A 12772-nucleotide genomic window follows, 5' to 3' on the forward strand; every position below is an offset into this window, starting at 1 on the left:
GATGCCCTTCTCTAGGAAATTACGCGAGTAATTAACCTAATACTTTAGCAACAACGCCCGCACCTACTGTACGGCCACCTTCACGGATAGCGAAACGTAAACCGTCGTCCATCGCGATTGGGTGAATCAGTTCAACGATCATGTTGATGTTGTCACCTGGCATTACCATTTCTACGCCTTCTGGTAATTCGATAGTACCAGTTACGTCAGTTGTACGGAAGTAGAACTGTGGACGGTAGCCTTTGAAGAATGGAGTGTGACGACCACCTTCATCTTTGCTCAGAATATAAACTTCTGATTCGAATTTAGTGTGTGGCTTGATTGAACCTGGTTTTGCCAGTACTTGTCCACGTTCGATTTCTTCACGTTTAGTACCACGCAGAAGAACACCAACGTTCTCACCTGCACGACCTTCGTCAAGTAATTTACGGAACATTTCAACGCCAGTACAAGTTGTTTTAACAGTTGGTTTGATACCAACGATTTCAACTTCTTCACCAACTTTGATTACGCCACGCTCAACACGACCAGTTACTACTGTACCACGGCCTGAGATTGAGAATACGTCTTCGATTGGTAACAGGAATGGTTTGTCAATTGCACGCTCTGGTTCTGGGATGTATGAATCCAGTGCTTCTGCTAATTCAACAATTTTTGCTTCCCACTCAGCTTCGCCTTCCAGTGCTTTCAGCGCTGAACCACGGATTACTGGAGTGTCATCACCTGGGAAATCGTACTGAGACAGAAGTTCACGAACTTCCATTTCTACTAATTCCAGTAACTCTTCATCATCTACCATGTCACATTTGTTCAGGAATACGATGATGTAAGGAACACCAACCTGACGACCTAACAGGATGTGCTCACGAGTTTGTGGCATTGGACCATCAGTCGCAGCAACAACCAGGATAGCTCCGTCCATTTGCGCAGCACCAGTGATCATGTTTTTAACATAGTCGGCGTGACCTGGGCAGTCTACGTGTGCGTAGTGACGAGTTGGAGTGTCATATTCTACGTGTGAAGTAGAGATGGTGATACCACGAGCTTTTTCTTCTGGTGCGTTATCGATTTGATCGAATGCACGAGCAGCACCACCGTAAGTTTTAGCTAAAACTGTAGTGATTGCAGCAGTCAGGGTTGTTTTACCGTGGTCAACGTGGCCGATAGTACCAACGTTAACGTGCGGTTTGGAACGTTCAAATTTTTCTTTAGACACGACTATATTCCTTAATATCGCTCCCTCAAATAGAGGGAGCGTAAACTAAATTGAACTCGAAAGGATCTTATTTCGCTTTACGAGCTTCGATAATAGCCTGAGCGACGTTGCTAGGCGCTTCGTTGTACTTCAAGAACTCCATAGAGTAAGAAGCACGACCCTGAGTTTGTGAACGCAGGTCAGTTGCATAACCGAACATTTCAGCCAGTGGTACTTGAGCACGGATGATCTTACCGGTAGGCAGATCGTCCATACCTTCAACCATACCACGACGACGGTTTAAGTCACCGATAACGTCGCCCATGTAATCTTCTGGCGTTTCAATCTCAACTTTCATGACTGGCTCAAGCAGAATTGGCTTAGCTTTCATGAAGCCGTCTTTAAATGCCATTGATGCGGCAATTTTAAACGCGATTTCTGAGGAGTCAACATCATGGTAAGAACCGTAATGTAAACGAGCCTGAATATCCACAACAGGGTAACCTGCTAATGGACCAGATTTCAGCTGTTCTTGAATACCTTTATCAACTGCTGGGATGAATTCTTTAGGAATTACACCACCAACGATGTCGTTGATAAATACGTAGTTCTCTTCACCACCTGCTGGTAATGGAGACAGGTCCATAACAACATGACCGTACTGACCACGACCACCAGATTGTTTCGCGTGCTTACCTTCGATATCAGTTACTGTATCACGAATAGTTTCACGGTAAGCAACCTGTGGTTTACCTACGTTCGCTTCAACTTTAAATTCACGACGCATACGGTCAACTAACACGTCTAAGTGCAGCTCACCCATACCAGCAATGATAGTCTGACCAGTTTCTTCGTCGCTTGATACGCGGAAAGATGGATCTTCTTGAGCCAGACGGTTCAGAGCGATACCCATTTTTTCTTGGTCAGCTTTAGTCTTAGGTTCGATAGCAACAGAGATTACTGGCTCTGGGAATTCCATACGTTCTAAGATGATTGGTGCATCAATTGCACATAAAGTATCACCTGTAGTTACGTCTTTCAGACCGATAGCAGCAGCGATGTCGCCCGCACGAACTTCTTTAATTTCTTCACGCTTGTTAGCATGCATCTGAACAATACGGCCAAAACGTTCTTTTTTGTCTTTAACCGGGTTCAGAACTGTGTCACCTGAGTTTACAACACCAGAGTACACACGGAAGAATGTTAAGTTACCAACAAATGGGTCAGTAGCGATTTTGAATGCCAGAGATGAGAATGGCTCGTCGTCGCTTGAATGACGTTCTGCTGGAGTATCTTTACCGTCTGGTAACATACCATTGATAGCAGGAACATCTGTTGGTGCTGGCAGGTATTCAATTACCGCATCCAGCATTGCCTGAACACCTTTGTTCTTAAATGCAGAACCACAGGTAACCAGGATAATTTCGTTATCTAGAACGCGTTTACGCAGAGCAGCTTTGATTTCTGCTTCTGTCAGTTCTTCACCGCCCAGATATTTGTCCATCAGGTCTTCTGATGCTTCAGCAGCAGATTCAACCAGGTTGTTGTGCCATTCTTCAGCTAAATCTTGCAGATTTGCAGGAATGTCTTCGTATTCGAAGGTAACACCTTGGTCTTCTTCATTCCAACGGATTGATTTCATTTTAATTAAATCAACAACACCGGTGAAATTTTCTTCAGCGCCTACTGGGATTTGCAGTGGAACTGGGTTTGCTGCCAGACGTGTTTTGATTTGTTCAACAACACGCAGGAAGTTTGCACCCATACGGTCCATTTTGTTAACGAACGCAATACGTGGTACATGATATTTGTTAGCCTGGCGCCATACTGTTTCTGACTGAGGCTGAACACCACCAACTGCACAGTAAACCATAACCGCGCCATCAAGAACACGCATAGAACGTTCTACTTCGATTGTGAAGTCAACGTGTCCTGGGGTGTCGATGATGTTTACACGGTGAGGCTCAAACTGTTTAGCCATACCAGACCAGAATGCAGTAGTTGCTGCGGATGTGATAGTAATACCACGTTCCTGCTCCTGCTCCATCCAGTCCATTGTTGCTGAACCTTCGTGAGTTTCACCAATTTTATGGTTTACACCGGTATAAAACAGAATACGTTCACTTGTAGTGGTTTTACCGGCATCGATGTGCGCACTAATACCGATATTACGGTAGCGTGCTATGGGGGTTTGACGAGCCATTTTTTCCTCTCTCGTGGGCGTTCAATTCAGGTAAAGGACAGCAAAGCTGTCCTGAAAAGAGTTGCGATACTCCGTGGATTACCAACGGTAGTGTGCGAACGCCTTGTTTGCATCTGCCATACGGTGAACGTCTTCACGTTTCTTAACAGCAGCGCCTTTGTTTTCAGCCGCATCAGATAATTCATTTGCCAGGCGAAGAGCCATGGATTTATCACCGCGTTTACGAGCAGCTTCTACAATCCAACGCATTGCTAATGCATTACGACGAACTGGGCGTACTTCAACTGGAACTTGGTAAGTTGAACCACCAACACGGCGGGATTTAACTTCCACAGTAGGACGTACGTTATCTAATGCGATTTCGAACGCTTCCAGTTCAGTTTTGCCTGAACGCTGAGCCAGGGTCTCAAGCGCATTATATACGATAGATTCTGCAGTAGATTTTTTACCGTCTACCATCAGAATGTTTACAAATTTGGCCAGCAGTTCTGATCCGAACTTAGGATCTGGCAGAATTTTACGTTGACCAATTACACGACGACGTGGCATGGAAATACTCCGTTTAAATTCAGGGTTGTCCAAAACTCAATGAGTTTATTTTGACATTAATGGTGAAAAAATGTTTGGCCTTACTTAACGGAGAACCATTAAGCCTTTGGCTTCTTCACACCGTACTTAGAACGAGCTTGTTTACGGTCTTTAACACCGGAACAGTCCAGCGCGCCGCGAACAGTGTGGTAACGCACACCTGGTAAGTCTTTAACACGACCACCACGGATTAAGATTACGGAGTGTTCCTGCAAGTTGTGGCCTTCACCACCGATGTAGGAAGAAACTTCGAAACCGTTAGTCAAACGCACACGGCATACTTTACGCAGTGCTGAGTTTGGTTTTTTTGGAGTGGTAGTATATACACGAGTACATACGCCACGTTTTTGCGGGCAAGCTTCCAGAGCTGGAACGTTGCTTTTAACAACTTTCGAGCTACGAGATTTGCGCACCAGCTGGTTAATAGTTGCCATTTAAAAAAAGCTCCTGGTTTTTGCTTCGTAAACACGGATTTGAACTCTGTCTTGTCAACAAGACAAAACATGAGGACGCAGAATTTTATTGCTGACAGGCTCATGTGTCAAGAATTATACAGCAATTCTACGCTCCCCAATGAATTTGTTGGGGGTGTTTTACCGTTAAATCGACAAAATCACCATAATTGATAAGTTTAATGTGATGAGATACTTGATCTTTTAAGCCTCTTGCCAAAACATCATCAATTAATGCGTAAACTGAAATTTGCTGTTGGAGACAATATTTTAATAAGGGATTGTCTTCAAGAACTGCCAGTACACCATCTTGTATTAACAAAACATCATCTTCTTTTGTCAATAAAGATAAAAAAGCCTCTAAATCACTTTGATAAATAGAGACAGAATAAGTATACAACATAACCGTTCAACCTTCCTGACTAACTTCTTTATTAAAAGCGCAATACCACATCATATTCACTCAATTTTTGAGCAATATCTTCTTGGGATATCACCTGCACATCCAACACAAAAGAAGTTTGAGAGGATAATCCACGATGAGCCATGTCTTTCTGTGATATATAGACGTTTGTCACATCATACAAGGGTAGCACTTTAAATGTTGCAGCATGATGACGTGATAGCACTCCTTCAGGCTGTTGATTTTCAACAAGTTGAAACACACCATCAGAGATAAAAAAAACACCAATATCTTCTGTTAATGCAGAGGTTGCGAGTAAAGCATCTAAACCTTCTCGCCCTGCACTATTACCATGAGGCGCTTGAGTAAAAAGGAATGCGATTGAATTCATTTTCTTCATTAAAATTGCACCACACGGGAACAGGTTAACATCGCTTGAGCCAGTGAACCTAATCCACTTAACTCAAATTCAGTTGCCATGTTATGGCTATCCATTTCCTGCTCTTTTGCCTGCTGTTCATCGATAATTCCTCTACGCAATGCGGCAGCAACACAAACATGCAAGGGAATTTGATGTTCTTTCGCCAATGTAACCCACGCTTTAGGGAGATCAAATTCATCATTTGCAGGCGATACCAATTTGTTAGCATTCACAACACCTTCCCGATAGAAGAAGACTTGTGAAATCTTATGCCCTTTTTCAAGAAGGGCATTTGCGAATAAATAGGCACTTGAAGCTTGTTCAGTTCCGTAATGAGGCCCTGTAACCACTAAACAATATGTCAAGGAACTCATAATGTTGCCTTATTCTCCATTTTTAAACTGGCGAATATAGAGATACACAGTATGTTTTGAGATATTTAAGCGATCTGCAACCTGATTAATGGCATCTTTAATATCAAAAATACCTTTCTCATAAAGGCTTAACACCACTTGTTTATTCTTAGCATTATTCGCAACTTCGCGATCATTATTTACTTCTTCAATCGTAAACTCTAATGTTTGAGCCACTAAATCATCGACAGATGAAGCAAAGTTAACATCGGATGCAACTTCATGCGTTTCTTCAGGAATAAAGGTTTTGATTATTTCAGAGAATGGAACATCAAGGTTCATATTAATACACAATAAACCAATGACACGACGTTCACGATTACGGATAGCAATCGTGATTGACTTCATCAATGCACCACTTTTCGCTCTAGTAAAATAAGCCTTTGAAAAACTTGAATCTTCATCTGTGATATCATGTAACATTTGTAATGCTAAATCGGTAATTGGAGAACCAATCTTTCGACCAGTATGTTCTCCATTCGCGATTTTAACCGCTGAACATTTCAAATCTTCCAGAGAGTGCAATACGATTTCGCAATGATTGCCGATAAGCATTGCCAAACCATCCACGGCTGCTTCATAGGACTTTAGTATTTCGTGATCAGTTTGAGTAAAAGGTCGGCTATCTAGTTTTTCAAACTCGCTGCTGTCACCATTAAATAACGGGCTAGACATTTGATTATATAATCCTTAAAGGCTTTAATTATGATAATGACTTGAGGTTCTATTTTTTATAACGATTCGTCATTGCGGATCAATTCAATATTAAAAAAATTTAAATATAAAAACAGAATTAAGAACGATTCTGACGTTAGATCGCCAGAAGATCTACGTCAAGTAACTTAGAATAAGAGCTTTGTGATAGGTCACAGCTTTTTTCATTTTTTTTATCTTTTGTACTCATTCCTACCTTTTATTTTTGAAAATTTTCCTTTTTCAGAGTGGGCTGGATAAAGATTGACACTACTGAATAGATTACCTATATTCCAAATTATTGTTATTTTCACGAGTGATTAATCCCATGAATACACTGATGATATGCCAATCTCAGCAAACTTCATCAATAATAGGATTAATTTCTGTTGCTTCTATGCCTATTGAGATTCTCTCTTCACCACCTCCGCCTGTGAAAGTGGTTGTAGTCAATACAACGGTTGTTGTTGCAACTCGCGTAGCTTGATTTGTTTACTTAGCTTAAGAACGTACTTAATCACCACTATATAGTGATATGTTGCTTACATTTATTCATTGATATTTTATCAATTAGCTAATAATCATTAAAAATAATCAAGCTCTCTTATTGCTTATTTTACAGGTATATCATCATGTACTTACGTCAATATTGGGCAAAGCTCGGCCCAACAACGTTATTCGTTTTATTGTGGAGTAGTGGCGCTATCTTTTCTCGCTGGGGATTAGATAATGGTAGCTCATTTGCAATTTTAACTTGGCGTTTTATTATCGCTTTAGCGTTTCTCTCTTTTTTATGTATTCAGCGCCATCGCTTTTTGCCACCCAAAGGAAGTCGTTTAAAAACAGCATGGGTCGGTTTACTTATTATTGGTGGTTATTCTATCTGTTATCTTTTAGCCCTTGCTAATAGCATTACACCGGGAATGTTAGCCACAATTATGGGCGTTCAGCCAATTATTACATTATGGATAATAGAACGTAATTTTACAGCGACACGACTATTAGGGCTTTTAATCGCCTTGGCTGGATTAGTGTTAGTGGTTGCCCAAAGTTTATTTAATACGGCTCTCTCATTGACGGGAATGATTTATGCGTTAATCGCACTACTCTGTATGAGCTTTGGTGCAATCTCACAGAAAAAACTGCAATTAGCACCGATGGATGCCTTACCGCTACAATATGTTGTTAGCCTTGTGTTGTGTTTGTTATTTGTACCCTTCCAGCCTTTTCATGCTTCATTCGACATTGGCTTTATCATTCCTGTACTTTGGCTTGCTGTGATCATTTCTGTTGTTGCCCAATTGCTACTATACCGTTTACTCACGACGGGTAATTTAGTTAACGTCACTAGCTTATTTTATTTAGTACCTGGCGTAACAGCATTAATGGATTACATCTTCTTAGGCAACAAGATGTCTTGGCTCAGCTTAATTGGGATGGGGGCAATTATTATTGGCTTATTGTTTGTTTTTAAAAAACCCAAAGCGATTATTATTGAAGAGAAAACAAACTAGCATTGTGTTAATAAATGACGTGTATATATTAAAAACAAAAATGCTGACATTAATGTCAGCATTTTTTAGTAAAATTTAGAGATAAGTGAATTACTTATCGCTTTCAACACTCAGTAATTCCACTTCAAATACTAATGTTGAGTTAGCAGGAATACCACTTGTTGCACGTTGTCCGTAGCCTAATTCTGGTGGAATAACTAACTTGATTTTACCGCCTTCTTTGATGTACTTCATACCTTCAGTCCAGCCAGGAATAACGCTTTTCAGGCTGATTGTCAGAGGTTCGTTACGATCGTAAGAGCTATCAAATTGTTTACCATCAATCAGCATGCCTTTGTAGTTTACAGTAACACGATCAGCATCTGTTGGTGTTTTACCTTTACCTGGGTTTTCAACTAAATATAGTAAGCCTGATTTAGTTTTTACTACACCTTTCTCAGCGGCAAACTCTGTACGGAATTTATCACCCGCAGCTTTATTCTCAGTCGCTTCTTTTTCCATTTTTGCTGTTGCAGCAGTACGGACTTGGTCTTCAAAAGCCGCTAATGTTAATTCAATTTCAGCGTCTGATAATTTTGATTTACTATTAAATGCATCCTGAACACCTGCTAACAGTTGTTTGGAATCTAAAGTAATACCAATATTTTTTTGTTCTTGTAATGCAGCTTCCATATAGCGACCCATCGACGCGCCTAACGCATAGGCATTTTGCTCATTTTGAGTTTTAAATGCGCTATTTAATGTTGGCACTTTAGCTGTAGCTTCTTCAGCGAATGCATGAGGTGCACTGAATGCGAAAGCTAAACTGGTTGCCAGCAACGTCGTTTTTAATAAAGATTTCATCCCATTCTCCAGTATATGTTAGTGAGTCGCTACGTTTTGCAAACGATCATCATAGATCTTTGCTTAAACGTTTTGCATCACATCTTGCTGTCGTTGCGGTATAGATTTCATCCGCGGGTAGCAATTTTATATGAATTTAAAAAATTTGCCGACACTCTTAACAGTTAATGTTAGGATTTTTGTCAGCACAGAGTGCTATCACATTAGCAAAATAGTCTTTTATCTCAAACCAGATTTATGTCTTCCTGTGTATATATCAGTAAATAAGATTAAATTTCGCGATTTTGTTAATCATATTCGTCGTAATAGGACATTTTAAAGGAGGAAAAACACAATGGATATTAAGGAAGTAGAGCGACTGCTCATTCAATTAGAAAGCAAAGTTGCTTTCCAAGATGCGACTATTGAAGAATTAAATCAGGTGGTCACACAGCAGCAAATCGAAATTAGCCGCTTTAAAGAAGCCTTAAAAATTGTTTCTGAGCGCCTAAAGAACTCTCAAACATCAATACTTGCTAGACCTGAGGACGAAACACCTCCACCTCACTACTGAGTTCTCGTTTGTTATTGATATCAAAACCGAAAACAAAAAAGGAGCGTTTAGTCGCTCCTTTTAATATTTTCAACGAAAGATTAGTGCTGGCAACCACAACCGCCATTACCGTGGCCGTGACCACCGTGGCCATGACCGCCGCCACCGCAGCATCCACCTTCTTCACCGTGTGAATGACCGTGACCGTGACCACCGCCACAACATCCGCCTTCTTCACCGTGACCGTGGCCACCACAACATTCGTGCTCTTCTTCTTCACCGTGTACGTGACCGTGAGCTAATTCTTCTTCAGTCGCTTCACGAATTGCAACGATTTCAACATGAAACTTCAGGTTTTGACCTGCTAACATGTGGTTACCATCAACGATAACTTCGTCACCTTCAATACCTGTAATTTCTACTGGTACTGGACCTTGATCGGTATCAGCAAGAAAACGCATACCAACTTCTAACTCATCAACACCAACAAAAACATCTTTCGGTACGCGTTGAACTAAGTTTTCGTCGTATTGACCATATGCATCGTCAGAAGCCACTTCTACATCGAATTTTTCACCGACTTCGCGACCTGTTAATGCATTTTCTAAACCACTGATTAAAGAACCACGGCCATGCAGATAGTCTAACGGTGCGCTCACCGTGGACTCATCAACTAAAACACCGTCTTCTGATCTTACTTGATAAGCCAGACTAACTACCAAGTCGTTTGCTACTTTCATGACATCTCCTACATACCCGTGGGCAAAATTTTCCCGATTGTAACGAAAAATAAATCTTCTGTATCGGGTTATATCAAAAAACCTACAATTATTGTGGTGTAAAGATCCCAATGACCTGCTCATTTTCACGAACAAGGGAATTAACTTCACCCTCTGTTTGCCGTTGTTGATGGCCACATTTCGCACATTCCACAATATCCACTTTATCTTCACGCCACATTTTGAGTGTATCTTGAGCTTGACAGTGTGGACACACAGCTCCTGCGATAAAGCGTTTACGGGTTGCAGACATGGGGTCAGTTCTCCTATTTATCAATAGATTTTTTTTCTTTATGTATTTGAGGAATGTCTTCTGTTAAAGATTCATCCCAAATATCAGGCTGATGGTGCTCTTGACGAATTTCTTCACTAAATAACTCCTCAAGTTCCCGTCTCGCTTCTTTTACTCGTGAAACGTTAGAAACTTCTTCAGGTGATTCATCCACCAGCTTTCTCAATAAGTTGATATCGAGACGACGAAAATGCTGTTGTGCCCGATAAGCTTGGTGAGGATGCATTCCTAATTCAATTAATGTTTTACGACCTAACTCTAAGGCACTAGAAAATGTTTCACGGCTAAAATCTGTCACGCCTGCTTTGAGCAATTCATGAGCTTCAACACGCCCTCTTGCCCTTGCAATAATATGCAAGTTAGGGAAATGATGCTGACAGAGATGAACAATTTCCATCGTAGCTTCAGGTTCATTACAGGTGATAACAATAGTTTTAGCATGTTCAGCGCCGGCAGCACGCAATAAATTGAGGTCAGTGGCATCACCATAATAAACTTTATAGCCATATTTACGCATGGTGCTTATGCTTCCAACATCATGCTCTAATACCGTGACGTTAATCTTATTCGCCATTAACAAACGCCCGACAACCTGCCCCATCCGGCCAAATCCGACAAGTATGACTTCTGGGTGGTTATTTTCAACAAAGGGCTGTTCGTCCGTTTTAGCGTCATTATAGCGACGAGCAAACACAGCGTCTGTCATTTGCATCACAAGAGGCGTTGTCATCATAGAAAGTGTGACAACAACCAACAATAACGCCATTTGCTGACTATCTAATACACCCATTGCCATCGATGTCGAGAAAACAACAAACGCAAATTCCCCGCCTTGGCTTAACACAGCTGAGAATTGTAATCGTGTGGAAAAACGTAATCTGGCTAACCACGCAATACTATAAAGTATTAATGCTTTTACAATAACCAGAACTAAGACGCCCAATAATACTTGTGGGAGATAACGCCATAAGATACCGATATCTAAAGACATACCGACAGAGATAAAAAAGAGTCCTAAAAGTAAGCCTTTAAAGGGCTCAATGGAGATCTCTAATTCATGTCGATACTCTGAATCTGCCAATAACACACCCGCAATAAAGGTCCCCATTGCCATTGAAAAGCCAAGAGTTTCCATAAAAATAGCGGCACCTAACACAACAAGTAGCGCAGCAGCAGTAAAAACTTCCCTTACTCCCGATTTCACCACTAAGCGCAAGAGTGGACGTAATAAATAACGACCACAAATCAGCAATCCAGCAAAAGCAGCCACTTTCACGCCAATGCGATACCAATCACTGCTTGCCGTTTCTCCAGCTAACAAAGGAATAACAGCAAGGATAGGAATAACGGCCATATCTTGGAAAAGTAAAACAGCAAAACCTAATTGTCCGCCTTCATTATGGTTCATTCCTTTCTCGTTCATAAGTTGCAATGCCATTGCCGTTGAAGACATCGCAATACCTAAACCTCCAATAACGGCAGCCTGCCATGAAAAAGAAGTAAAAACGAGGATGAGCCCTGAAAAAATAGAAGCAGTTAATACCACCTGCATTGAACCAACACCAAAAATGGCACGTCTCAGTTCCCATAACTTGGCTGGATTTAATTCCAAACCAATAAGAAACATTAAAAAGACCACACCTAATTCAGCAAAATGTAAGATATCATCAACATCTTTAAACAGCCCTAATCCCCAAGGACCAATAGCAATACCCGCAATCAAATAACCGAGTACTGCACCAATTTTAAGGCGTTGTGCAATCGGCACCATAATCACGGCAGCACACAAGAAAAAGAGCACAGCTTTAATCATCCAATTATCTTCCATTAGGCTTGCTCCCCTTCAAGTGGCGCACTTAACCAATGGCGATAAGCCTCACCGATATGAGTCAGTGTTGTTTTAGACTGTTGTCTTGCTGAATACACAATCATTGGTGATAGCCAGCGCATACCACACATTTCTGCCATTAATTCAAAAGGATGTAATAACTCTGTCAGTGTGTAGTGGTTCTTCCCATCATGTTGATAAGCCTGCTCAGGCTCTCCCGTTGTAATAACACAACGAAATGACTTACCCTTTAATTGTGCTCTACCTGCTTTGTTAGCAAATGGACGAGTTAACACTCTGTCTTGCCACTCTTTTAATAACGCTGGGCAACTATATGTTTGCAATGGAAATTGAAAAACGATCACTTGGTGCTTACACAACAAGGATTGTTCATGGTGTATATCAATAAAAAAATCAGGATAAGTAGCATATAAATCATGGATAGTTATATTCTCTAAATCCCTCACCGCTTTTAATAACGCTTTATTGGCGATTGATTGGCGCGGCTCGGGATGAACATACACCAGCAATACATTTGATGCGTTTGACATCATTCCTCCTTACAAAACGTGTCAGAAACTGTTTTTTCCGTTACCATGCACGCATTGTGACCAAC

Annotated in this window: 16 protein-coding genes; 3 read left to right on the top strand and 13 right to left on the bottom strand. The window is 41.0% G+C overall.

Translation table 11 applies throughout. The features are described from left to right. Positions 1 to 31 precede the first annotated feature (31 nt). The 8 genes from tuf to GWJ01_RS00835 form a co-directional block, all read right to left on the bottom strand. Positions 32 to 1216 (bottom strand): elongation factor Tu, encoded by a 1185-nt coding sequence (gene tuf, locus GWJ01_RS00800; RefSeq protein ID WP_036933947.1) that lies wholly within the window; start codon positions 1214 to 1216, stop codon positions 32 to 34. Between the two features lie 67 nt (positions 1217 to 1283). Further along, the gene (fusA, locus tag GWJ01_RS00805) at positions 1284 to 3398 is read right to left on the bottom strand and encodes an elongation factor G (RefSeq protein ID WP_109394995.1); all 2115 of its coding nucleotides are present in this window, start codon (positions 3396 to 3398) and stop codon (positions 1284 to 1286) included. A gap of 78 nt (positions 3399 to 3476) precedes the next feature. Further along, a complete protein-coding gene (rpsG, locus tag GWJ01_RS00810; protein WP_004246897.1) occupies positions 3477 to 3947 on the bottom strand; it encodes a 30S ribosomal protein S7 in 471 nt (156 codons plus the stop codon). 98 nt (positions 3948 to 4045) lie between these two features. Next, complete coding sequence (rpsL, locus tag GWJ01_RS00815; RefSeq protein ID WP_004236497.1) at positions 4046 to 4420, bottom strand: 30S ribosomal protein S12; 375 nt, start codon at positions 4418 to 4420, stop codon at positions 4046 to 4048. Positions 4421 to 4547: 127 nt separating this feature from the next. Beyond that, positions 4548 to 4841, bottom strand: a complete 294-nt coding sequence (gene tusB, locus GWJ01_RS00820; protein ID WP_098941725.1) for a sulfurtransferase complex subunit TusB — start codon at positions 4839 to 4841, stop codon at positions 4548 to 4550. A gap of 31 nt (positions 4842 to 4872) precedes the next feature. After that, positions 4873 to 5241, bottom strand: coding sequence for a sulfurtransferase complex subunit TusC (gene tusC, locus GWJ01_RS00825; protein WP_109401559.1), 369 nt, complete (start codon positions 5239 to 5241; stop codon positions 4873 to 4875). After that, positions 5241 to 5636, bottom strand: coding sequence for a sulfurtransferase complex subunit TusD (gene tusD / locus GWJ01_RS00830; RefSeq protein WP_109394996.1), 396 nt, complete (start codon positions 5634 to 5636; stop codon positions 5241 to 5243). The genes tusC and tusD overlap by 1 nt, the downstream gene beginning before the upstream one ends. A gap of 9 nt (positions 5637 to 5645) precedes the next feature. Next, complete coding sequence (locus tag GWJ01_RS00835) at positions 5646 to 6350, bottom strand: helix-turn-helix transcriptional regulator (RefSeq protein ID WP_023583301.1); 705 nt, start codon at positions 6348 to 6350, stop codon at positions 5646 to 5648. Between the two features lie 346 nt (positions 6351 to 6696). Between GWJ01_RS00835 and GWJ01_RS00840 the strand changes: the two genes are divergently transcribed. Further along, positions 6697 to 6855, top strand: a complete 159-nt coding sequence (locus GWJ01_RS00840; RefSeq protein ID WP_157957594.1) for a hypothetical protein — start codon at positions 6697 to 6699, stop codon at positions 6853 to 6855. Positions 6856 to 7000: 145 nt separating this feature from the next. Then, positions 7001 to 7882 carry a DMT family transporter gene (locus tag GWJ01_RS00845; RefSeq protein WP_109394997.1) on the top strand — a complete coding sequence of 294 codons (882 nt, stop codon included), beginning with the start codon at positions 7001 to 7003 and terminating at the stop codon, positions 7880 to 7882. A gap of 90 nt (positions 7883 to 7972) precedes the next feature. Here GWJ01_RS00845 and fkpA read toward each other — a convergent pair whose 3' ends face one another. Beyond that, entirely contained in the window at positions 7973 to 8725 is a 753-nt protein-coding gene (gene fkpA, locus GWJ01_RS00850; RefSeq protein ID WP_075674195.1) for an FKBP-type peptidyl-prolyl cis-trans isomerase, read from the bottom strand. 334 nt (positions 8726 to 9059) lie between these two features. Here fkpA and GWJ01_RS00855 point away from each other — a divergent pair, with 334 nt between their 5' ends. Further along, positions 9060 to 9278 carry a SlyX family protein gene (locus tag GWJ01_RS00855; protein ID WP_023583298.1) on the top strand — a complete coding sequence of 73 codons (219 nt, stop codon included), beginning with the start codon at positions 9060 to 9062 and terminating at the stop codon, positions 9276 to 9278. Between the two features lie 80 nt (positions 9279 to 9358). Here GWJ01_RS00855 and slyD read toward each other — a convergent pair whose 3' ends face one another. The 4 genes from slyD to kefG all read right to left on the bottom strand — a co-directional run bounded on the left by slyD (position 9359) and on the right by kefG (position 12707). Next, the gene (gene slyD / locus GWJ01_RS00860) at positions 9359 to 9997 is read right to left on the bottom strand and encodes a peptidylprolyl isomerase (protein WP_069369613.1); all 639 of its coding nucleotides are present in this window, start codon (positions 9995 to 9997) and stop codon (positions 9359 to 9361) included. 88 nt (positions 9998 to 10085) lie between these two features. Then, a complete protein-coding gene (locus tag GWJ01_RS00865) occupies positions 10086 to 10289 on the bottom strand; it encodes a YheV family putative zinc ribbon protein (protein ID WP_036914399.1) in 204 nt (67 codons plus the stop codon). 13 nt (positions 10290 to 10302) lie between these two features. Continuing rightward, positions 10303 to 12156, bottom strand: a complete 1854-nt coding sequence (kefB, locus tag GWJ01_RS00870; protein WP_109401562.1) for a glutathione-regulated potassium-efflux system protein KefB — start codon at positions 12154 to 12156, stop codon at positions 10303 to 10305. Further along, on the bottom strand, positions 12156 to 12707 hold the full coding sequence (kefG, locus tag GWJ01_RS00875) for a glutathione-regulated potassium-efflux system ancillary protein KefG (RefSeq protein ID WP_161710589.1): 552 nt from the start codon (positions 12705 to 12707) through the stop codon (positions 12156 to 12158). Before kefG ends, kefB begins: the two co-directional genes overlap by 1 nt. Between the last annotated feature and the right edge of the window lie 65 nt (positions 12708 to 12772).

The organism is Proteus sp. G2618, from assembly GCF_009915995.1.
Classification (GTDB): domain Bacteria; phylum Pseudomonadota; class Gammaproteobacteria; order Enterobacterales; family Enterobacteriaceae; genus Proteus; species Proteus terrae.

Excerpts from the sequence above, each read along its gene's own strand:
- fusA (WP_109394995.1), bottom strand. The coding sequence starts at position 3,398 with ATGGCTCGTCAAACCCCCATAGCACGCTACCGTAATATCGGTATTAGT.
- slyD (WP_069369613.1), bottom strand. The coding sequence starts at position 9,997 with ATGAAAGTAGCAAACGACTTGGTAGTTAGTCTGGCTTATCAAGTAAGA.
- GWJ01_RS00840 (WP_157957594.1), top strand. The coding sequence starts at position 6,697 with ATGAATACACTGATGATATGCCAATCTCAGCAAACTTCATCAATAATA.
- kefG (WP_161710589.1), bottom strand. The coding sequence starts at position 12,707 with ATGTCAAACGCATCAAATGTATTGCTGGTGTATGTTCATCCCGAGCCG.
- GWJ01_RS00845 (WP_109394997.1), top strand. The coding sequence starts at position 7,001 with ATGTACTTACGTCAATATTGGGCAAAGCTCGGCCCAACAACGTTATTC.
- tusD (WP_109394996.1), bottom strand. The coding sequence starts at position 5,636 with ATGAGTTCCTTGACATATTGTTTAGTGGTTACAGGGCCTCATTACGGA.
- GWJ01_RS00835 (WP_023583301.1), bottom strand. The coding sequence starts at position 6,350 with ATGTCTAGCCCGTTATTTAATGGTGACAGCAGCGAGTTTGAAAAACTA.
- GWJ01_RS00865 (WP_036914399.1), bottom strand. The coding sequence starts at position 10,289 with ATGTCTGCAACCCGTAAACGCTTTATCGCAGGAGCTGTGTGTCCACAC.
- tusC (WP_109401559.1), bottom strand. The coding sequence starts at position 5,241 with ATGAAGAAAATGAATTCAATCGCATTCCTTTTTACTCAAGCGCCTCAT.
- rpsL (WP_004236497.1), bottom strand. The coding sequence starts at position 4,420 with ATGGCAACTATTAACCAGCTGGTGCGCAAATCTCGTAGCTCGAAAGTT.
- rpsG (WP_004246897.1), bottom strand. The coding sequence starts at position 3,947 with ATGCCACGTCGTCGTGTAATTGGTCAACGTAAAATTCTGCCAGATCCT.
- fkpA (WP_075674195.1), bottom strand. The coding sequence starts at position 8,725 with ATGAAATCTTTATTAAAAACGACGTTGCTGGCAACCAGTTTAGCTTTC.
- tusB (WP_098941725.1), bottom strand. The coding sequence starts at position 4,841 with ATGTTGTATACTTATTCTGTCTCTATTTATCAAAGTGATTTAGAGGCT.
- GWJ01_RS00855 (WP_023583298.1), top strand. The coding sequence starts at position 9,060 with ATGGATATTAAGGAAGTAGAGCGACTGCTCATTCAATTAGAAAGCAAA.
- kefB (WP_109401562.1), bottom strand. The coding sequence starts at position 12,156 with ATGGAAGATAATTGGATGATTAAAGCTGTGCTCTTTTTCTTGTGTGCT.